At 70.6% G+C, this 19,829-nt stretch carries 22 protein-coding genes; 14 read left to right on the forward strand and 8 right to left on the reverse strand.

Annotation, left to right across the window (positions count from 1 at the left end; translation table 11 throughout):
- The first annotated feature begins 63 nt into the window (after window positions 1-63).
- The 3 genes from ACYQZ5_RS08380 to surE are packed head-to-tail and all read left to right on the forward strand — an operon-like array spanning window position 64 to window position 2,212.
- Window positions 64-510 (forward strand): DUF4112 domain-containing protein, encoded by a 447-nt coding sequence (locus ACYQZ5_RS08380; protein ID WP_379730732.1) that lies wholly within the window; start codon window positions 64-66, stop codon window positions 508-510.
- A gap of 43 nt (window positions 511-553) precedes the next feature.
- Entirely contained in the window at window positions 554-1,375 is an 822-nt protein-coding gene (locus tag ACYQZ5_RS08385) for an HAD-IIA family hydrolase (RefSeq protein WP_459845815.1), read from the forward strand.
- Window positions 1,376-1,420: 45 nt separating this feature from the next.
- Complete coding sequence (gene surE / locus ACYQZ5_RS08390; protein WP_379732844.1) at window positions 1,421-2,212, forward strand: 5'/3'-nucleotidase SurE; 792 nt, start codon at window positions 1,421-1,423, stop codon at window positions 2,210-2,212.
- A 13-nt stretch (window positions 2,213-2,225) separates the two neighbouring features.
- Here the strand turns inward: surE and ACYQZ5_RS08395 are convergent, their stop codons facing one another.
- Both ACYQZ5_RS08395 and ACYQZ5_RS08400 read right to left on the reverse strand, forming a co-directional pair.
- Window positions 2,226-3,944 (reverse strand): rhomboid family intramembrane serine protease, encoded by a 1,719-nt coding sequence (locus ACYQZ5_RS08395; RefSeq protein ID WP_459845817.1) that lies wholly within the window; start codon window positions 3,942-3,944, stop codon window positions 2,226-2,228.
- A gap of 47 nt (window positions 3,945-3,991) precedes the next feature.
- A complete protein-coding gene (locus tag ACYQZ5_RS08400) occupies window positions 3,992-5,149 on the reverse strand; it encodes a M24 family metallopeptidase (protein WP_459845819.1) in 1,158 nt (385 codons plus the stop codon).
- A 107-nt stretch (window positions 5,150-5,256) separates the two neighbouring features.
- Here ACYQZ5_RS08400 and ACYQZ5_RS08405 point away from each other — a divergent pair, with 107 nt between their 5' ends.
- Window positions 5,257-5,802 (forward strand): GNAT family N-acetyltransferase, encoded by a 546-nt coding sequence (locus ACYQZ5_RS08405; RefSeq protein ID WP_379732317.1) that lies wholly within the window; start codon window positions 5,257-5,259, stop codon window positions 5,800-5,802.
- A gap of 15 nt (window positions 5,803-5,817) precedes the next feature.
- Here the strand turns inward: ACYQZ5_RS08405 and ACYQZ5_RS08410 are convergent, their stop codons facing one another.
- Window positions 5,818-6,225 (reverse strand): hypothetical protein, encoded by a 408-nt coding sequence (locus ACYQZ5_RS08410; protein ID WP_379817948.1) that lies wholly within the window; start codon window positions 6,223-6,225, stop codon window positions 5,818-5,820.
- A gap of 47 nt (window positions 6,226-6,272) precedes the next feature.
- Entirely contained in the window at window positions 6,273-6,911 is a 639-nt protein-coding gene (locus ACYQZ5_RS08415) for an NAD(P)-dependent oxidoreductase (RefSeq protein ID WP_459845822.1), read from the reverse strand.
- A 97-nt stretch (window positions 6,912-7,008) separates the two neighbouring features.
- Here ACYQZ5_RS08415 and ACYQZ5_RS08420 point away from each other — a divergent pair, with 97 nt between their 5' ends.
- The gene (locus tag ACYQZ5_RS08420; protein ID WP_379732461.1) at window positions 7,009-7,338 is read left to right on the forward strand and encodes a winged helix-turn-helix transcriptional regulator; all 330 of its coding nucleotides are present in this window, start codon (window positions 7,009-7,011) and stop codon (window positions 7,336-7,338) included.
- Between the two features lie 2 nt (window positions 7,339-7,340).
- On the opposite strand, the gene ACYQZ5_RS08425 is transcribed toward ACYQZ5_RS08420, so the two are convergent.
- The 3 genes from ACYQZ5_RS08425 to ACYQZ5_RS08435 form a co-directional block, all read right to left on the reverse strand.
- Window positions 7,341-7,676: a DUF4112 domain-containing protein gene (locus ACYQZ5_RS08425; RefSeq protein WP_379732462.1), complete on the reverse strand. Its 336-nt coding sequence runs from the start codon at window positions 7,674-7,676 to the stop codon at window positions 7,341-7,343.
- Window positions 7,677-7,955: a UPF0058 family protein gene (locus ACYQZ5_RS08430; RefSeq protein ID WP_379732463.1), complete on the reverse strand. Its 279-nt coding sequence runs from the start codon at window positions 7,953-7,955 to the stop codon at window positions 7,677-7,679.
- 100 nt (window positions 7,956-8,055) lie between these two features.
- Window positions 8,056-8,268, reverse strand: a complete 213-nt coding sequence (locus ACYQZ5_RS08435) for a DUF7120 family protein (RefSeq protein WP_053947743.1) — start codon at window positions 8,266-8,268, stop codon at window positions 8,056-8,058.
- Window positions 8,269-8,435: 167 nt separating this feature from the next.
- On the opposite strand from ACYQZ5_RS08435, the gene ACYQZ5_RS08440 reads away from it, so the two are divergent.
- Both ACYQZ5_RS08440 and ACYQZ5_RS08445 read left to right on the forward strand, forming a co-directional pair.
- Window positions 8,436-9,026: a sulfite oxidase-like oxidoreductase gene (locus ACYQZ5_RS08440; RefSeq protein ID WP_379732464.1), complete on the forward strand. Its 591-nt coding sequence runs from the start codon at window positions 8,436-8,438 to the stop codon at window positions 9,024-9,026.
- Window positions 9,027-9,052: 26 nt separating this feature from the next.
- On the forward strand, window positions 9,053-10,378 hold the full coding sequence (locus ACYQZ5_RS08445) for an isochorismate synthase (RefSeq protein ID WP_459845825.1): 1,326 nt from the start codon (window positions 9,053-9,055) through the stop codon (window positions 10,376-10,378).
- 8 nt (window positions 10,379-10,386) lie between these two features.
- Here the strand turns inward: ACYQZ5_RS08445 and ACYQZ5_RS08450 are convergent, their stop codons facing one another.
- Window positions 10,387-10,698: a hypothetical protein gene (locus ACYQZ5_RS08450; RefSeq protein ID WP_379732955.1), complete on the reverse strand. Its 312-nt coding sequence runs from the start codon at window positions 10,696-10,698 to the stop codon at window positions 10,387-10,389.
- Window positions 10,699-10,797: 99 nt separating this feature from the next.
- Between ACYQZ5_RS08450 and ACYQZ5_RS08455 the strand changes: the two genes are divergently transcribed.
- The 7 genes from ACYQZ5_RS08455 to purE all read left to right on the forward strand — a co-directional run bounded on the left by ACYQZ5_RS08455 (window position 10,798) and on the right by purE (window position 19,720).
- Window positions 10,798-11,577: a DICT sensory domain-containing protein gene (locus ACYQZ5_RS08455; RefSeq protein WP_459845828.1), complete on the forward strand. Its 780-nt coding sequence runs from the start codon at window positions 10,798-10,800 to the stop codon at window positions 11,575-11,577.
- Window positions 11,578-11,995: 418 nt separating this feature from the next.
- Entirely contained in the window at window positions 11,996-12,844 is an 849-nt protein-coding gene (locus tag ACYQZ5_RS08460; protein WP_379732546.1) for a hypothetical protein, read from the forward strand.
- 49 nt (window positions 12,845-12,893) lie between these two features.
- Window positions 12,894-13,751, forward strand: a complete 858-nt coding sequence (locus ACYQZ5_RS08465; RefSeq protein WP_459845830.1) for a universal stress protein — start codon at window positions 12,894-12,896, stop codon at window positions 13,749-13,751.
- A gap of 72 nt (window positions 13,752-13,823) precedes the next feature.
- Complete coding sequence (locus ACYQZ5_RS08470; RefSeq protein WP_459845832.1) at window positions 13,824-16,022, forward strand: hypothetical protein; 2,199 nt, start codon at window positions 13,824-13,826, stop codon at window positions 16,020-16,022.
- Window positions 16,023-16,069: 47 nt separating this feature from the next.
- A complete protein-coding gene (locus ACYQZ5_RS08475) occupies window positions 16,070-17,884 on the forward strand; it encodes a flippase activity-associated protein Agl23 (protein WP_459845834.1) in 1,815 nt (604 codons plus the stop codon).
- A 67-nt stretch (window positions 17,885-17,951) separates the two neighbouring features.
- Window positions 17,952-19,103, forward strand: coding sequence for a 5-(carboxyamino)imidazole ribonucleotide synthase (locus tag ACYQZ5_RS08480; protein ID WP_379818961.1), 1,152 nt, complete (start codon window positions 17,952-17,954; stop codon window positions 19,101-19,103).
- Window positions 19,104-19,105: 2 nt separating this feature from the next.
- Complete coding sequence (gene purE, locus ACYQZ5_RS08485; RefSeq protein ID WP_379730641.1) at window positions 19,106-19,720, forward strand: 5-(carboxyamino)imidazole ribonucleotide mutase; 615 nt, start codon at window positions 19,106-19,108, stop codon at window positions 19,718-19,720.
- The last annotated feature ends 109 nt before the right edge of the window (window positions 19,721-19,829 follow it).

Consider the following 19,829-nt stretch of genomic DNA (forward strand, 5'->3'; position numbering starts at 1 on the left):
TACGCCACCGGACCCGGGAACCTCGCCCCAGCGCTTACCCCGCCCACGCCCCTACCGTGAGCCATGAGCGACGAGATCGCGGCGGCGTTCGACGGTGTCGATCCGGCCGATGTGCCCGAATCGGTCGACCGCGCGGCGCTGGAGCGGATGCGCACGGTCGCGATGGTGCTCGACGAGTCGGTCGAGATCCCGGTGATCGAGTACCGGATCGGCGTCGATCCGCTGCTCTCGATGCTCCCCGGGGTCGGCGACGCGCTCAGCGCCGGCATCTCGCTGTACATCGTCGTCGAGTCGGCCCGGCTGGGCGTCTCCTTCGGGACGCTGTTAGGGATGCTCGCCCGGATCACCGTCGACTTCGCCGGCGGCTCGATCCCGTTCGTCGGGCCCGTCTTCGACGCCGCGTTCAAATCGAACAAGTGGAACGTCGAGGCCGCGGTGGACGACCTGTTCGGCGAGGAGCGGGACGAGGGCGACGACGCGGTGACGATCCCGGTCACCTCGCCGGAGTAGGCCGGGCGGCGCCTTTTCGACCCCGCCGGCCGTAGGGGCTTCCATGAGCTACGACGGCGCCATCCTCGACGTGGACGGGACGGTGGTCCGGGGCGAGCGGCTGCTCCCGGGCGCCGAGGCCGGCCTCGGGACGCTCGCCGAGCGGGGGATCCGGCGGCTGTTCGTCTCCAACAACCCCACGCGGCCGCCGACCGCCTACGCCGAGAAACTCCGGCGTGCGGGTATCGACGCCGCCAGCGACGAGATCCTGACCGCCGGCGCGAGCACGGTCGCGTACCTCGGCCGCCACCACGCCGGCGAGACGGTGTACCTCGTCGGCGAGCGGGGCTTACGTGAACAGTTGGAGAACGCGGGGTTCGACACCGTCGTCGCCGGCAGGCACGGCAACCCCGAGCGCGGCGTCGACGTGGCGGTGGTGTCGATCGACCGGGAGTTCGACTACGACACGCTCACGACCGCCGCGCGGACGATCAGGAGCGAGGAGCTCCCGATCGTCGGCAGCGACCCCGACGCGGTGATCCCCGCCGGCGACGGCGACGTGCCGGGGTCGGGGGCGATGATCGCGGCCGTCACCGGCACCGCCGAGCGCGAGGCCGACGCGGTGCTCGGCAAGCCCCACGCGATCACTCGGGAGCTGGCGCTCGACCGGCTCGACTGCGACGCCGCGGACTGTCTGGTCGTCGGCGACCGCCTCGATACGGACATCGCGCTGGGCGCCGGCGCGGGGATGACGACCGTGCTCGTGCGCTCGGGCGTCACCGACGACGCGCGGCTCGAACGCTCGCCCGTGACGCCGGACTACGTCGTCGACGACCTCTCGGGGATCGAATCGGTGCTCGACGGAACTGCCCCGCGGTACGGCTGAGCCGGAGTCGAACCGCTTAACCGCGGTTCCGCCGCATCGCCGGACATGAGCGAGCCGCGGATTCTGGTGACCAACGACGACGGGATCGAGAGCCCGGGGTTCCGGGCGCTGTACGAAGCACTCGAGGACGTGGGCGATCCGGTCGCGGTCGCGCCGTACTCGAACCAGAGCGCCGTCGGCCGCGCCCGGTCGTTCGAGGCGACGGTCCACGAGTACGAACTCGGCTACGCCGTCGAGGGGACGCCCGTGGACTGCGTGATCGCCGGCGTCGAGGCGCTCTGCCCCGACGTGGACGTGGTCGTCGCCGGCTGCAACAAGGGGGCGAACCTCGGATCGTACGTGATGGGCCGCTCCGGCACCGTCTCGGCGGCCGTCGAGGCCACCTTCTTCGACGTGCCGGCGATCGCCGTCTCCCAGTACGTCCCGACGACCGACGACGAGGAGTTCGAGAACCTCACCCCGCCGAAGGAGGCGTACGCCGACGCCTGCGACGCCGCGGCGTACCTGGTCGAGGAGTCGCTCGGCTCGGCCGTGTTCGATGGCGCGGACTACCTCAACGTCAACGCCCCCGCGCCCGACGCGACCGAGGGCCGGCCGCCGATGACCGTCACCGAGCCGTCGCCGCTGTACGCGATGAGCGCCGAGTTCGACGGCGAGACGATCCGGCTCGAGGACAACATCTGGCAGCGGATGCAGCGCGGCGACATCCCCGACGAGGAGGGTACCGACCGCCGCGCCGTCGTCGACGGCGAGATCAGCGTTTCGCCGCTGGCGGCGCCGCATTCGGTCGAGCGCCACGAGCACCTCGACGAGCTGGCGGCGAAGTATCGAGTCTAACCGGGGCCGGGCCTCAGTCGTACGTCTCGACGCGGAACACCGTCACCCGCGTTCCGTCGTGGATGGCGACGACGCGGCCGTTCCCCCCGTGGAACGTCACGTTCCGGACGGTGACCGACTCGTTGGCCCTCGGCAGCGGCCGGCGGACTGTGTCGTTGTCCTCGCTCACGAGGAGGTAGAACGACTCGTTTCCGGCGACGACCGAGACGTTCTGGTTCGCGATCTGTGGCTCCGCCCGGGCGGGGGCGGAGGTGAACACCGTCCGCCGCTCGTCGCCGTTTTCGAGCGCGACCGCGTAGGCGGTGCCGCCGCCCACCGCGGTCCAGCCGCGACGAACCGCGGTCACCGTCTCGCGCCAGCCGACGCCCCCGACGACGACCCTCGCACGGCCGTTGGACGCGAGCCGCCCCCGGGGGACGACGGACTGCCAGATCCCCCTGTCGCGGTTCGAGACGATCACCCCCGAGGTGGTGACCTGCGTGGTCTCGCCGAACAGCGTGACGGGGATGGCCGACACCAGTTCGTTCTCGACACCCTCCGCGTAGGTGACCTCGTACCCCCGGACGGTGACTGGCTCCCCCGGCAGGTTGCCCTCCGTGGAGACGAGGTTGACCGCGACCGCAGGCCCCGACAGCACCGCCGCCAGGACCACGAGCAGTGCGACCCCGAGCTGTCGGACGGGGAGGTCCACGAGCCGCGTGTCGCCGGCGTCGTCCGGCTCTCCACCCCCCAGACGGGCGAACGGGCGGCGGTCGGAGCCGGCGACGGCGACGACGATCAGCGCCGCCGCCAGCGCGACGAGGCCGAGGCCGACCGCGCGGTACAGCACGTACTCGGTGCCGCCGCGGTACCAGTACACCGCCCAGAGCGACTGGGCGCTGGCGAGCAGGAGCGCGCCGGTGAACAGCCGGACCGGCGACGGCCCGTCGGCGGGACGGCGACGGAGCAGCAGCGCGCCCAGCACCACCCCCGCGAGCAGGCCGATCGCGTGGCCCTGGATCGCGATGTCGGCGAACCACGGCGTGACGAACCGCGAGCGCCCCGAGGCGGTGAGCGTGGGATCCCGGAGCGCGTTGTAGAGGAGGTTCAGCAGGTCCGACCCCACCAGCGCCAGCACGGTACCCAGCGGGTAGCGAACCAGAGCGAACCCGGCGAACGCGAACACGACGCCCGAGAAGCCGATCACGGCGCCGACCGTGAACAGCGTGAGGAGGACGCCGACGACGGCGACGCCGAGCGGGAACAGCAGGAACGCGCGGGCGATCGGATCGTACCGGAGCGCGGCGAGGCGCTCGCGGCGAGTCGACGGCTCGGGATCGACGGGACGGCTCGTCGCGGGGTAGTGGCCGATCGCGTACTCCACAATCGGCGCGAGTGTGAGCGCGCCGAAGAGGTTTCCGAGCAGGTGGCCCGGGCCGGCGTGGGCGAATCCGGCGACGAGCATCCCCAGCGGCTCGGCGTACGACCACGCGCGGAACGGCAGCACGACTGGGCGGTACCAGTGCCAGTAGCCGCCCTGCAGGAACAGGTACACTGCGAGTACCCCCGAGAGAGTGACGAGCGTCCCCCACGGGACGCCGAGGACGAACCGCTCACGGAGGCGGGTCGGGAGGCGGCCGTCGTCGAGTCGGAGCGCGAGCGCACTGCCGGCGAGCAGCGCGAGGACGACGAAGGCGCGCTGGAGCAGCCCCCACGGGACCGCGCCGAACTGGAGGGCGGGCGAGGCGGCCATGGGCGTAGTAGTACCGTCACCGCCCTTGAAAGCTCGCCCGCGGGGTACTATTCTTCCAGCCGCCAGAGCTGCGTCTGAGGCTCGACGACGTACTCGACGCCGTTCTCGGTCACCCGGACCATCTCCTCCTGCCCGACGTACCCCCACTCGGTGTCGAGGCCGAGCTCCATCGTGTACAGCTCGCCGGGGCGGACCTCGTGTTCGACGGACTCCCCGTAGCGATCCCACTCCGGGCCGAGCAGCGTGCCGCCGTCGTGGGCGCTCCGCCCGACCTGGTGGCCGAAAGCGTGGTCGAACAGCTCGCGGTCCCGCGCGACCAGTTCCGCGCGGGCGCGGGCGTCGACGCGATGGCCGACGACGCCGGGCTGTAGCTCCTCGTACCCCGCCTCGATCGCGGCGCGAACGTCCTCGAACGCCTCGACCAGCCCCTCGGGTGGCTCACCCCGAACCCAGAGCCGCTGGAGGTCGGCGGCGTAGCCGTCGCGCACGACGCCGAAGTCGACGTGGAGCAGTTCGCCCTCGGGGACCGTCCGATCGCCGGGGAGCGTGTGGCCCACGTCGGCGTCGCCGCCGGCGTGGACGGTCGGGCAGTACTCCCACGACCACGCGCTGTCGAATCCGGCCTCGCGCATCCGACCGTGGAGGTAGTCGGCTACCTCTTCCTCGGTCGTTTCGAGTGTCCACTCGTCGGCGGCGTCGTGGAGCAGATCCAACGTGGTCTCGGCGGCCGCCGCGACGCGCTCGTGTTCGGTCCCGGACTTGATCCCGCGCACGTCGGCGACGATCCCGCCGGCACCGACGAACTCCCGGTCGGGCAGCAGGTCGTCGAGTCGGAGGTACATCCCGTGGGTCAGCCCATCGGCGACGTTGTCGTCCCGATCGAAGTTGACCGCGACCGTCTCGGCGCCCAGCCGCGCGAGCGTCTCCCGGAGGGGTTCCTCGATCGACTCGTCGTACGGCCGGACCTCGTGAACGCCCAGTTCCTCCGCTGTCGGCGCGTCGTGCTGACCGAGCACGACCGTCGACTCCTCGGATCCGATCACGATCGCGGTCGGCCAGACCACGTCGAACCCGAGCACGTACGGCAGCGTCGGCTCGTGGATCTCGTCGGTCTCCCGGCAGAAGATCAGCCACACGTCGGCGTCGCTCTCGGCGACGGCGTCGCGGGCCTGCTCGACTTTCTCCGCAACGAGGCTCGCGTCCATACCCCCTCCTGCGCCGGCGGCGGCTTAGTTCCGGGGGCTATCCCCCGGCAAGAGCGTTTATACGGATCGACTCGTGATATGTGCACAAGTACCACAGGTGGAGAGTCGTGATAGGAAAGCTACGCTGGGGCGTCGACGGACTCCTCGATCGCATCAGGCCGTCGCGGATCCGCCCGACTGCGCCCCCGGAGACGTTCGTCGACGGCGAGGGGCGGGAGGTACGGGTCCGGCCGTACCGCGAGGAGGACTTCGCGGGGCTGGTCGAGATGTATCACGAGTTCGACCCGGAACTGCGGGCACAGGGGACGCCCCCGGTCGGCACCGAGAACATCGAGGCGTGGATCGACGACCTCCTCGACGGCGTGAACGTCGTCGCGATCCACGACGGGCAGCCCGTGGGTCACGTGAGCTTCGTCCCCGACGGTATCGACCGCCACGAACTCGCGATCTTCGTCCACCAGGAGTACCAGCACGCCGGGGTCGGCAGCCGCCTCATGGCGAACGGGCTGGGGTACGCCCGGGAGCAGGGCGTCAGGTACGTCTGGCTGACCGTCGAATCACGGAATCGCGGGATTCAGCGATTCTACAGCCACGCTGGCTTCTCGACGGTGAGCCCGATGGGCGCTGCTCACCGGATGTCCCGGACGCTGTGAACCGGGGGGACACGCCTACCGAGCGAGCAGGAACGAGCCGACGAGGTAGACGCCGACGGCGACGGCCAGCCCGGCCGGGAGTCCCAGCAGCAGGTCGGGGCCGCGAGCGAACCCGAGTGCGAGCATGCCGATCGCGCCGACTTCGAGGCCGAGCCCGAGCAGCCCCGGGCCGGCGCTCCGATCGACGCGGTCCGTCGCCGCGGCGAACCGCTCGCCGTCGTCCATCGCGGCCGAGAGTCCGACGAACCACGGGAGGAACAGGAACGCGCCGACCCCGGAGAGGCCGCCGACGGCGACGCCGTAGGGGACGCTTTCGAGCGTCAGCACGCCGACGGCGGTGAAGGCGACGATCTGCATCAGGGCCGATCCGACGCCCAGCATCGTCAGGAACCGATCGCTCGGTTCCTCGGCGGTGGAGGACATGGCCGGGCGGTCGGCTGGCGGGAGCAAAAACGTCCCGCCTCGCGTGTTCAGTAGCCGACGCCGAACTTCTCGTGGACGCCGTCGCCGGACTCCAGCTCGTCGACGAGCGCGATCGCGAAGTCCTCCATCGAGACGTAGCTGTCGCCCGACTCGTCGGTCACCAGTTCGTCGACCGCGGTGCGGTACTCCCCGGTCCGCTCGCCGGGTTCGATCAGCGCCGCGGGCGCGACGTAGCTCCACTCGATGTCCTCGATCTCCTCGAGGCGCCCGTAGGCGTCGATGGCGGCGCTGGCGACCGGCACCCACTCCTCGGGGAAGTCGTCGGTCTCGATGAGGCGGGTGTCGGGGCCGACACGCAGGATGCCCGCGCCGCCGGTCCAGACGAGGCGGTCGACGCCGCCGCGGCGCATCCCCTCGATCACGGCCTCGATCATCGTCGTCAGCACCTCGGGGTCCTCGTCCTCGCTGGGGCCGAGCGCCGAGACGACGGCGTCGTGGCCGGCCGCGAGCTTGGCGACCGCGGCGGCGTCGGTGGCGTCGCCGGCGACGGCGACGAACTGGTCGTCGTCGACGCCCTCGACCGCCCCGCTCCGGGAGACGCCAGTGACGCGGTGCCCCCGGTCGAGAAGCTCCGTCGCGGTTCGTCGTCCGATCCGTCCGCTCGCGCCGAGTAGGAGTACGTCCATGGTGGGTGTCACGACGACGTGGTTACGTCGTCACACCTGATGTTGGAGAGTGACCGACAAATAGTTCCGCGAACGTCGGCGTGACCAGGTTACACCGATGTCATCGACCGCCGACCTCGAAGCCGAGTACCGGGACTGCCCCGTGATCGAGACGCTCGAACAGATCGGCTCCCGCTGGCGGATGACCGTCATCCACGTGCTCAGGGAGGGCGAACTGCGGTTCAACGAACTCAAGCGCGCCACCGACGCCAACTCCCAGACGCTTTCGCGCGTGCTCGACGACTTGGAGGAGCAGGGGTACGTCGAGCGCCGAGTCGCGGAGGGCAGCCCCGTCGCGGTGTACTACTCGCTGACGCGGAAAGGGCAGGAGCTTCACGGCGCGTTCGACGAGATCGCCGAGTGGGCCGAGACGTGGCTCGACGAGTGAGGTCAGTCGGCGGAGACGTGACGTTCGATCCGTGCGACGTTCCGCCGGTTGCCTTTCCACGCGACGTCGAGCAGGTCACCGAACAGCGGGACGCTCCCGAGCGCCGCTTCGAGTAGAACGAGCAGCAGCATCCAGAGGCAGGTGCGTTTGGGCATCCCCAGTCGGTAGCCCTGGTAGACGATGTACGTCGATGGGAGGACGATCAGCCAGTCCCCGGCGACGGGCAGCAGGCCGACGATGCCGTCGATCCCGACGTCCCCGACCAGCGGGAGCGTGACGGCTGCGTCCAGCAGCTCCGCGACCGTGCGGGCCCGGGCGAGCCGAGCCGGCTCGCTCATTTACAGTCGGCTCTCGGCGTCCTCGGCGAGCTCCTGCATCCGCTTACCGATCCGGCCGGCCGAGGAGAACTCGTCGTCGCTCATCGCGTTGGCGAGGGCGTTACCGAGCACGAACACGGCGTGTTTGTGCTCGCTTTTGGATTTGTGGACGTGGGAGGGGTCCACGTCGAGCTCGTCGTACTCGTCGAACGTCCCCTCCTCGACGTCCTCGCGGTCCCGGAAGTTCTCCATGATGATCACCATCTGTTCGTGGAGTTCGAGCAGTTCGTCCTTGTGCATACCCGAACCACGCGGTTCCGGCGGTTAAACGTTATTGGGGTGATGTCTCACACGGACGGCCGAGACTCAGGGCTGCGAGCGATACTCGCGGAAAACGGCGTCAGAAGACGTACTCGTCCTCGTGGCCCATCATGCCCTCCTCCTCGTACTCGGGCTCCTCGTCGTCCATCGGGCCACTGGTCTTGTAGGCTTTCAGTCCCGTCGAGAGCAGCTCTTCGACGGCTTCGTTCCGATCCACGAACTCGCCCTGCTCGACGAGCTGTGCGATCTGCATTTCGAGGTGCTCGGGGACGGTGAGATCGACCTTGGGCATCTGTCAGGGGGGTTTGGCACAGCGGGTATTTAAGTTCGTTGGCGCATCCCCCCGAACGGAGAACGTGCCGTAGAAGCGCTTTCCTTCCGGTTCGCGGTGTCGTCGCGATCACCTCTCGGCCCGCCGATTCCGATAACCATAGGTGAACGGACCCACTGGGTTCGAGTATGACTACGGACGTTACGGCGCTCCACGAGGAGTTCGACGGCGAGCGCCTCCCGCCGGGCCAACGGCAGACCGAGAGCTTCCCGGTGCTGTCGAAGGGGGAGACGCCGGCCGTCGACGACGACTGGACGTTCACCGTCTCCGGCGCCGTCGAGGACGAGCGGGAGTTCTCCGCCGCGGAGTTCAAAGCGCTCGCGCCCGAGACCCAGATTCAGGACTTCCACTGCGTCACCGGCTGGTCGAAGTTCGACTGCGAGTTCACCGGGCTGCCGTTCCCCGAACTCGCCGACGCGGTCGGCGTGCAGGACGACGCCGAGCACGTCATGTTCCACGCCCACGACGGTTACACGACCGATCTCCCGCTCGCGGAGTGTGACCGCCGGGAGGTCATGTTCGTCTGGGCGTTCGACGGCGAGCCGCTCCCCGCCGAACACGGCGGGCCGCTCCGGGTGGTCACGCCCCACAAGTACGCCTACAAGGGCGCGAAGTGGGTGAGCGGCGTCGAGTTCCTCACCGAGCCCGAACTCGGCTACTGGGAGAAGCGGGGGTACTCCGACTCCGCGAACCCGTGGAACGAGGAGCGGTACAGTTAGGGCCGCCCACCGAAAAGAGAGAGCAGATGGAGTCACCGCGGCAGGCCGGCGTCGACCCGGCCGAGACGACGCTCGTCGCCGAGAGCCGGGAGGTGCCGGACGCCTCGTTCCGCGCGTTCCTCGCCGGCCGGAGAGCACCGCGTGTCCACTGGGCCGCCCCGGACGGGCTGGAAGTGGTCGGCGCCGGCGAGGCCGTCCGACTGACCGGCGAGGGGGCCGAGCGGTTCGAGACGGTTCGGGACGCCGCCGAGACGACGTTCGCCGGCGCGGAGACCCCGGACGGCGCCGCCAGACCCCGCTTCTTCGGTGGCGCCGCGTTCCACGACGACCACGAGCCCGCGCCGCCGTGGGAGGGGTTCCCGCCGGCGGCGTTCGTGCTGCCACGGGTCCAACTCGTCCGGACCGACGAGGCGACCCACCTCACGGTCGTCCGTGTGGACGGCGACCGCGACGCCCTCGAACGCGACGTGGAGCGCGTCGCCGAGGAGATCGCGGAACTGCCGGCGATGCGTCCCGTGGGCGACCCGCCGGGGATCGTCGCCAGCCGACGCACGACCACCGAGGCCGAGTGGGCCGCGGGTATCGAGGCGGCGATCGAGCGCATCGAGGCCGGCGACCTGCGGAAGGTGGTGCTCGCGGTCGCGCTGGCGGTCACGCTGGAGGAGAAGCTCACGATCCCAGACACGCTCGAACGGCTGCGGCGCTCCTACCCCGACTGCTTCCGCTTCCTGACCCAGCCGTCCGACGAGGCGGGCTTCTTCGGCGTCCCGCCCGAGCGGCTGGTCCGCCTCGACGGCCGACACGCCCGCACGGAGGCCCTCGCTGGCACGGTCGCACGCGGGGAGACGCCCGAGGAGGACGCCACGCTCGCCGACTCGCTGCTCGAAAGTGAGAAGCTCCAGCACGAGCAGGCGCTGGTCACCGAGGCCATCGAGGAACACCTCTCGCCGCTGGGTGATGTGACCGTCGCCGAGCAGGGTGTCCGGAAGCTGGCGACCGTCCAACATCTCCACACGCCGATCGAGGCCGACCTCGACGGCGACCGGCACGTCCTCGACCTCGTCGAGGCGCTCCACCCGACGCCCGCGATGGGCGGCCTGCCGACGGCGACCGCCGAGCGCGTGATCCGGGAGACGGAGACGTTCGAGCGCGGCTGGTACGCCGCCCCAGTCGGCTGGTTCGACGCCGACGGCGACGGCGAGTTCGCTGTCGGCATTCGTTCGGCGGTCGCGGGGGGCCGGCGCGCCACCCTGTTCGCGGGCAACGGGATCGTCGCCGACAGCGATCCCGAGGCGGAGTGGGAGGAGGTCGGGCTGAAGCTGGAGCCGATCCTCGCGGCGCTGGGGGACTGAGGCCGGGCTCAGCCGTCGATCGGTTCGGTCCAGTAGGCCCGGAGCCCGCGGGCGACCGCGCCGACGATGACCGCTTGGACGTAGAGGAACGCGTAGATCTCCACCCAGAGCCACTGGGTGCCGCCGCCGATCAGGAACTCGTTGTAGAGGAACGTATCGAGCAGCAGCGCGGCGGCGATCGCCGGCGCGGCGACGAGAAGCGCTTGCCGGGGGAGGATTCCCCACTCCGAGAGCGCGACGGCCGCGCCGGTCACGGCGAACACGCCGAGCGTGACACGGGCGAGGAGGACGCTCGCGTGTCGATTCGGTCGGAGGGCCATGGTCGGCGGTTGCGGGGCGACTGACAAGGCGTTTTCCCCCGCGTCGCGGCTCGGTCCGCCGAAGGGCATATACAAGCGACCACCGAAATCGATGACAAGATGTCGTTGCGCCGGCTCGTCGACGAACACGAGGGCGCCGAGCGAGCACTCGTGCTCGCGAACCGGAGCCAGCCCGAGCAGCTCCGGGCGCTGCTCGCGGGGATGTTTGCCGAGCAGTCGGTGACCGTCGACGAGGCCGCCGTCGAAGGGGTCCCCGAGGACACGGTGTTGCTGCTCGATGGCGAGGGGGAGGTACTCGCCCAGTCGCCGCTCTCGGCGGTGTCGGAGTCGCTGCTGTTCACCAACTCCGACGCGTTCGTCACCGGCTCGACGAGCCTCGAAGAGACGAACCTCCCGGCGGTGATCACCGGACTGGAGGGCGTGCAGTTCCGGCTCCGGGGCTACCCCCAATCCCACAAGGAGAAGCTCCTGCTGATCGCCGTCTCCCGCCACATCGAGCGGACCGCCTGGGAGCGCGGCGCCGGCACCCACCGGGCGTCGTTCCAGCAGCTCTCCCGGATCGTCGACGAGCAGGGGACCCAGCGCGTGTACCGCCGGCTGGGCGAGAGCGGCGTGGACACGCACGTCTACGGCGTCGACGACGACGGCGGCGCCGAGCGGGCGGCCGAACTCGGCGTCACCGTCCACGCCGGCGAGTCGGCCGACTACCGCGACTCGTGGTTCGTGGTCCACCGCCCGCCAGACGCCGAGCAGCCCGAGGAGCCGGACCCGCTGGCGCTGCTGGCGATACAGGGCGACGACGGCGTCTGGGACGGCTTCTTCACCAGCGATCCCGAGCAGGCGCTGGCCGTCGACGACTACGTCCGGCGGGAGCTCTGAATCGGGGTCGGCGGCTTTATGTCCCGGACGTTCCAACGGTCGCGTATGTCCACGAAAGCCAAACTGCTGCTGGTGCTCGCGTTCGTGACGCTCGTCTACTTCCTCGTCGGCGGCGACGCCGAACCCGTGGAAGTCGAAGTCGAGTCCGAAGAGTAAGCCAACTACGGCGCGTGACCTGATGCGCGCTCCGTCGCGCAGGAACGGAACCCATGCCGTAGTTGTGTCACCAACTGCGGCGCGCGACCTGCTGCGCGCTCCGTCGCGCAGTAACGGAACCCATGCCGTAGTTGTGTAACCCAACTACGGCGCGCGACCGACTGCGCGCTCCGTCGCGTAACGTTCTTTCGCCACTCTCCTCGCGAGCGCCGCGGCCGCCGGGAGCGAACCACTTACCCGCCGCCGCGCCCAGTTCTCCCCCATGTACGGGGTCGTCACGCGCAACGAGGAGGAGGTGGAGTGGTCGGCGTTCGACCGGGGGTTCTACGAGGTGAAGGACGTGACCGGCCGGGCCGCGGAGCCGCTGCCGAACGCGGTGAACATGGTCTCCTGTTTCGGCGACACCGCCGCCGGCGAGTCCAGCCCGGAACTCCTCCCGGTCGACGACGAGGGGAACGAGGCGACCCGCGAGCAGCCCTACTTCGACTGGGGGTACGTCTGCCCGACACACGAGGGGTACCGCGAGGGGCTGCTGGAGACGATTTCGGACTGCGCCGCCGTCAACGAGGACGTGCGCCTCGACGACGTGGGGTTCCCGCGCGCGGAGTACTGCCGGTGTGACCGCTGTGAGCGGCTGTTCGCCGAGAGCGAGTACGAGGACCGGTTCGACTGGCGCGGCAGCGTCATCACCGAGTTCGTGAAGGAGGCCAGCGAGCGCATCCCCGGGCGGACCTACCTCACGCTCTACCCCGACCCGTACCCGGGCCACCTGTTCGAGCGGGCGGGGCTGGACCTCTCGGTGCTGTCGGCCTACGTCGACGAGTACGTCGTGCCGGTGTACGACACCCACTACAGCACGACGTACTGGCTGGAGACGATCGCCTCGGGCTTTCAGGACCTGCTCGGCTGGTCGCCGGAGACGCCGGAGGCGGGCACGCCGTTCTCGATCGAACTGTACGCCGTCGACGTGGACGTGGACAACCTGATCCACGCGGCGGAGGTCGCCGAACGCTACGGGAAGGACACCTTCTTCGGCTACGACGCCAGCAACGCCCAGGCCGCGATCCGGCGGAAGACCGCCGACGAGCGCGAGGGCGTCAGCCACGGGTAGCCCGACAGCCGCAACAGCGCTTACCTACCCCCCGCTCCAACGTCGGCCCATGTACGACAGTATCCTCCTCCCCGTCGACGAGGCTGCCGTCGAGAGCAGCCTGCTCTACCACGCCGCCGAGCTCGCGAACTGGGACGACGCGAGCGTCGAACTGCTGTACGTCGCCAACACGGGGCGGGACAGCGTGACCGTCGCCGGCGACGGCGACGTGGTCGACACGCTGGTCCGGGAGGGCGAGGACGTGCTCGACGAGGCGGGCGGCGTGCTCGACTCGCTCGGCGTCGAGTACGCCACCAGCGTCGAGCAGGGCACGCCCGCGAAGACCATCGTCGACTACGCCGAACACGAGGGGCACGACCTGATCGCGATGCCGACCCACGGCCGTCAGGGGCTCTCGCGGTACCTGCTGGGCAGCGTGACCGGGAAGGTCGTCCGGCTCGCACCCATGCCCGTGCTCACCGCGCCGATCGAGGAGGAGGCGTTCGAGTTCCCCTACGGCGGGCTGTTGCTCCCCACCGACGGCAGCGATCAGGCGCTCCGGGCGGCCCGACACGGCCTCGACTTCGCGGCCGAACTCGACGCGGACGTGCACGTCCTCACGGTGAACGACGACTCGCTGCTGGCCAGCGCGGGCGACGTGGTCAGCGAGGGCGAGGGGGCCGCACGGACGGCCGTCGACGAGGTGGTCGAGGCCGCCGAGGCCCGCGGGATCGGGGACGTGACCACCCACATCGAGACGGGGGATCCGGACGCGGAGATCCTCGCGACGGTCGAGGCGGCGGGGCTGGACGCGGTCGTGATGGGCGCGACCGGCCGCGACGGGATCGACCGCGTGCTGCTGGGCAGCGTCGCCGAGAAGACGGTCCGGCAGGCCGACGTCCCCGTGATCACGGTCGGCGAGGACTGAGATCACGTCACGCGCCGCTCTGGCGGCAGAACGGCCGGTGGATTTTCGTGTACCGGAGCTATCGTTTTCGGTATGTCCGAACACAACATCCCGAAGGGTGTCAACCTCGACACCCTCAAGGAGATCCTCGCGGGGTGGGCCAAAGCCGGGGCCGACGAGGAGCCACGGTACACCTCGGCGGTCGAAGAGTATACCGGCGTCTCGGACGTGGTCGGCCGACAGACGCGGTTTCTGGAGGAGCTGGGCGTCCTCGAACCGCACCGACAGAAACACCGACTCACCGGGGCCGGCGCGGCGCTCGCCGACGCGCTCGCGGCCGGCGACGACGAACGCGCCCGCGAAGAGGCCCGAGAGCTGCTCGCGAACTGGCCGCTCACCGACGATCTCCGCGGCGTGCTCGCCGAGAACCCGACCGACGAGGAGACGCTCGTCCCGATCCTCGCCGACCTGACCGAGCAGGACGTCGACGCCACCCGCGTGGAGCCGGGGCTGTCCACGCTGCTCGACGCCTACGAGTGGACCGGCCTGCTCGACCGCGACGACGAAGGCCGGTACCGGCTTCCCGAGGAGGCCGGCGGTGAGGGAGACGGGAACGGCGAGATCGACGAGGCGGACGCCGAAGCAGCAGGCGCCGAGGAGACGGCCGACTCCGCGTCCGAGCCAGAACCGTCGATCGACGACTCCGCGCTTGAGGAGGCGGCCGAACGGGCCGTCGCCGAGGCCGCGCGCACGGTGGCGCGCGAGACGGCCGAGGAGGTGGCCGAGTCGGTCGCGGAGGAGCAGGCCGGAGCGGTCGCGGAGGAGGCCACCGCGGACGCGGCCGACGAGGCGGACGCTGCCGCCGCGAAAGCCGAGAGCGCTGCCGAAACTGCCCAAGTGGCGGCCGGGAACGTCGAGGAGACCGCGAGACACGTCGCGACGGAGACCGCCGAGAGCGAGGCCGCAGAGACGGCCCGAACCGTCGCCCGCGAAGCGGCGGAGGACGCCGCCGAGGAGATCGCCCGCGTGGCCGCCGAGGAGGCGGCCGAATCGGTCGCTCGGGAGACTGCCGCCCGCGTCGCCAAGGAGACCGCGCGGGAGGTGGCCACGGAGCAGGCCGAAGCGGTCGCCGAGGAGGCCGCGGGCGAGGCGGCACAGGAGTCGATCGAGGCGACCGCCGGCGAGGTCGAACAGATCGCGTCGACGGTCGCCGACGCCGCCGAGACGATCGACAGCGTCGCGTCGGATATCGAGGCACAGCAGGGAACCGAGGACGAGACGGAGAGCGAGTCTGGAGCCGAGTCGGCGGAGGGATCGACGGAGGATTCGGCGGACGAATCGGCTGACGAACCGACGGAGGAATCGTCGGCCGAGATCCCCTCGGGGCTGGAAGCAGCCGCCGAGGCGCTGGCGGGAGACCAGCTCGACGGCGTGGAGGGTGTCGACGTCTCGATCGACGACGACGGCGGGCTCCAGATCACGCTGGACGAGGACGCCGACGTGGAGATCAGCGTCGACGACGGGACGGAGCTGTCGGACGTGACCCTCCCTGAGGGGATCGACATCCGGACCGGAGGGTCCGACGATTCGGATCTCGAACCCGACGGCGGGGAGCCGATCCCGGACGGCGGCTCGATCGAACTCGGCGAGGACGGCGAGACCGTCCACATCGATATCGACGACGGCCCGGGGATCACTATCTCCGTCGGCGAGGGGGAGTCCGGCGGCGACGAAGGGGAGGAGGAGTCGGCCGAGGGAGGCGAAGAAACCGGGGAAAGGGCGGTCGAGGAAGCGGAGGAGACTGTCGAAGCGGCGGCCGAGGCAGTCGAGGAGACAGCCGAGGAAGTCGAGAAGACCGGGGAAAAGGTCGAGGAAACTGCGGAAGAGGCGGCCGAGGAAACTGCGGAGGAGACGGACGAAGCGGCCGAAGAGACGGCTGAAGACGCCGCCGAGGGGACCGAAGAGGCGGCCGAATCGGGCACCGAGGACGCGGCTGAATCGGCCGAGGAAGCCGGGGAGGGCGGGGAGCCGCCGGAGTCGGTCCAACGAGCGATCGACGAGATCACGGAGACGGCCGAGGCGGCGAGAGCGGCCGCCGAGGAGGCCAAGGCGGCCGCGGCGGCGGAGGGCGCCGACGGGGAGCCTGCCACCGGCGACTCCGAAGCGGCGTCCCAGCCGCACACGCTCTCGCTGAACGTCGACATCGACGCCGACTCGGACGAACTGGAGGCGATCGTCCGCGGCGTCAAGGAGGGGCTTCAGGAGCAGGCCGACGAGGGAGACGGGGAGTAGCGAACCGAACCCACAGAGCTTCATAGCTCCACTCGGAACGCCCGTCCATGTCACGGGGGGACCACCCGTCGAGCCGGGGCGATCGCGCGGGCCGCCGCGCGCTCCGGGCGCTGGTCGGGCTGTCGGTCCTCTCGCTCGCGCTCCGACTGGCCGGCCTCGGCAGCCGGGTGTTCCACTGGGACGAGGGCCGCGTCGGCTACTGGATCCTGCGCTACCACGAGACCGGGCAGTTCCACTACCGGCCGATAATCCACGGCCCGTTCGTCCAGCACGCCGACGCACTGCTGTTCCACGTCGTCCCAGTGACCGACTTCTGGGCGCGGTTCCCCGTCGCGGTCGTCACCGCCGCGCTCCCGCTGTCGGCGTGGCTGCTGCGCCGCCACCTCGACGACCGGGAGATCGTCGCGCTGGGGCTGCTACTGACGGTCCAGCCGCTACTGCTCTACTACTCGCGGTTCATGCGCTCGGACATGCTCGTAGGCGCGTTCGCGTTCGCGGCGTTCGCGCTGCTCGTGCGGGCGGCCGACACCCGCCGACTCGGGCCTGCGGTCGCCGCGAGCGCGGCGCTCGCGCTCGGCTTCGCGAGCAAGGAGAACGCGATCCTCTACGTCGCCTGCTTCGGCGGCGCCGCGGCCGTCTGCTACGACCACCGGCTGGTCCGGGCTGCGACTGGTGGCGGTGAACCGGGCGCTACGGCCCGGGTTCGGGCAGACTTCGCCGCCGTTAGAGACTGGCTTGATCGCCGCTCGGGCGCGCTCCCCGCCGTGATCTGGCTCGGCGGCGCGCTCGCGGCACTGGCGGGGACGTTCCTCGCGGTCACGGTGCTGATGTACGCGCCCCGGCCGGAGATCTGGGGCGCGCTCTCCGGCGTCGGAAATCTGCTCGACGTACTCGACGCCGCGCTGGTGGAGACGGGCGAGGAGCTGGTGAGCACGTGGCTCGAGCGCGACGGCGGCGACCGCTCCTACCTCGCCTTCTTCCACGACACGCTGGAGACGCTGGCCTTCGGCGCACCCGTCGTTCTCGGGCTGGCGCTCGTCGGATACCTCGCCGACGGCTACGGGGTCACCGCCGGTCGCGGGAGCGAACCGCGCCGCCGCCTGCTCGTCGCGTTCTGCCTGTACTGGGCGGCCGCCAGCGTCGTCGGCTACCCGATCGCGACTGACATTCAGGCGCCGTGGGCCGTGACCCACGCGGTGCTCCCGCTGACGGTGCCGGCCGCTGTCGGCGCGGCCGCGCTCGTCGGCACCGTCGAGCGGGGGGTGACGACCGAGGGAGAGAGGATCGTCGACGCGCTCCGACGCGTTGCCGGAGGTGAACGCCTCGAACTCGGCGCGTCGGCGCTGGTCGCCGTGCTCCTGCTCACTGCCGGCACCGTCGGCGTCGTCGGCCTGAACGTCGACTACTGGAACAGCGCGAGCGAGGAAGACCGGGCGGTGCTCCAGTGGGCACAGCCCGAGAACGACCTCCAGCGAACGATGGACGACGTGGCGGCCATCGCCGACGGGACCGACGGGACGGATGTACTGTTCTACGGTACCAGTGTCGGCGGCGGGACACAGTTCTACGTCGCGAACGAGTCGAGCCTCGATCAGCCGCCGCCGGGCGGGCCGTCGTGGCACTCCCGGCTGCCGCTGCCGTGGTACCTCGAACGCGCCGGCGCGACCGTGAACTCCAGCGCGCCCGACACGCCGCCCGACGAAGCGCTCGTGGATGCGCCGCCGGTCGTGATCGCCCACGACGACGCCCGCGAGGAGATCGCCGCCGAACTCGACGGCTACGCGGTTCGCGAGCACCGCTTCAAGCTCTGGGGCGAGGATATCGTCGTGTTCCTCGACCGCGACGCACTGTCGAGGGTATAATCACGAACGTGCCTATATCGATCCCGATCCAGCAATCCTTATACACACTCGTCCGGAAGCGTCGCGCATGAGCGTCACGCTACCCGGACCCACGCTCGGCGTCGTCGGCGGCGGCCAACTCGGCCGGATGCTCGCCGAGGCCGCGTCACCGCTGGGCGTCGACGTGGTCGTGCTCGACCCGACACCCGACTGCCCGGCCGCGCGGGTCGCCGACCAGATCGAGGGCGAACTCGACGATCCCGACGCCGTCCGCGAACTGGCCGAGCGCGCAGACGTGCTCACGTTCGAGATCGAGACCGCCGACCCCGACCTGCTCGCGGACGTGCGGGCCGAGACGGGCACGCCGGTCCACCCCGACCCCGAGACGCTGGCGGTCACTGGCGACAAGCTCCGGGAGAAGGAGATGCTCGCGGGCGCGGAAATCCCCGTCCCGCGGTTCGTCCCCGCGGACTCGCCGGCCGCCGCGGAGACCGCCGTCGACCGCTTCGGCGGGACGATGCTGAAAGCCCGCGAAGGTGGCTACGACGGCCGGGGGAACGAGCCGGTGACCGAGATCGACGACGCCGAGCACACGCTGGAGACGGTCGGCGGTGACGCCGTGGCGGAGGAGCTACTCGACTTCGACCGCGAACTCGCCGCGATCGGCGTTCGGGGGGCCGACGAGGAAACGCGGGTGTTCCCCGTGACCGAGACGATCCACCGCGAGGAGATCCTGCGCGGGACCGTCTCGCCGCCGCGAGTCGACGACGAGACTCGGGAGCGAGCGCGTGAGGTGGTCGAGCAGGTGCTCGCCGAACTCGACGGCCGCGGCGTGTTCGGCGTCGAACTGTTCGACGTGGACGGGGAGATCCTCGTCAACGAGATCGCGCCCCGGCCGCACAACTCCGGCCACTGGACGATCGAGGGCGCCGCGACCTCGCAGTTCGAGCAGCACGTCCGCGCCGTGCTCGGCTGGCCCCTCGGGCCGGTCGACCGCGTCGCCCCCACGGCGTCGGCGAACGTCCTCGGCGACGTGGCCGAGCCTGAGGAGGCGACGCTGTCGGGTGTCGACGCCGTGCTCGCTGAGCCGGACGCGAGCCTCCACTGGTACGGGAAGCGGGAGGCCCGGCCGCTCCGGAAGATGGGCCACCTCACCGTCACCGATCCCGGCGCCGCGGACGCGACCGACGCCCTGACGACGGCCGAATCGCTGCGCGACCGCCTCACGTTCACCGAGTAACCATGCCTTCAGTTACCGACCTGATCGACCGACTCGAATCGGACGCCGCCGCCGACCGCCCGGACGAATCCACCCCCGACGTGGGGATCATCATGGGGTCGGACTCCGACCTCGACACGATGCAGGGCGCGTTCGACGCGCTCGACGCGTTGGGCTTCTCTGAGCAGACCGACCACGCCGACCCGCCCGAGGGACGGTTCAGCTACGAGTCCTACGTGGTCTCGGCCCACCGAACTCCCGACCTGATGTACGCCTACGCCGAGACCGCCGAGGACCGCGGGCTGGAAGTGGTAATCGCCGGCGCGGGCGGGAAGTCCGCGGACCTGCCGAACATGACCGCCTCGATCGCGTTCCCGCTGCCCGTGATCGGCGTCCCGGTGCAGGAGAAGTCAGTCGATTCCGTGATCGGGATGCCCACCGGCGCGCCGATCACCGCCGTCGACGCCGGCAAGTCGTACAACGCCGCGCTGTCGGCGGCCCAGATCCTCGCCCGTGAGTATCCCGAGGTCCGGGACCGCCTCGAGGAACTCCACGACGAACGCCGCGAGGGCGTCGGCGACGTATCTGCGGCACTGCACGATCTCGGCGTCCGCGGGTTCCGCGAGCGCGAGGAGTGACCCGCCTCGGGGTGCTCCGGGCCGGCCGTCGCGTCCGTTCGACTCCCCGACTTCCACGGTACTGGTCCGCACGCTCGCCCGCGTGGGGAAATGAACGCTTAAGAGCCGT

The sequence above is a fragment of the Halolamina salina genome (assembly GCF_054653455.1).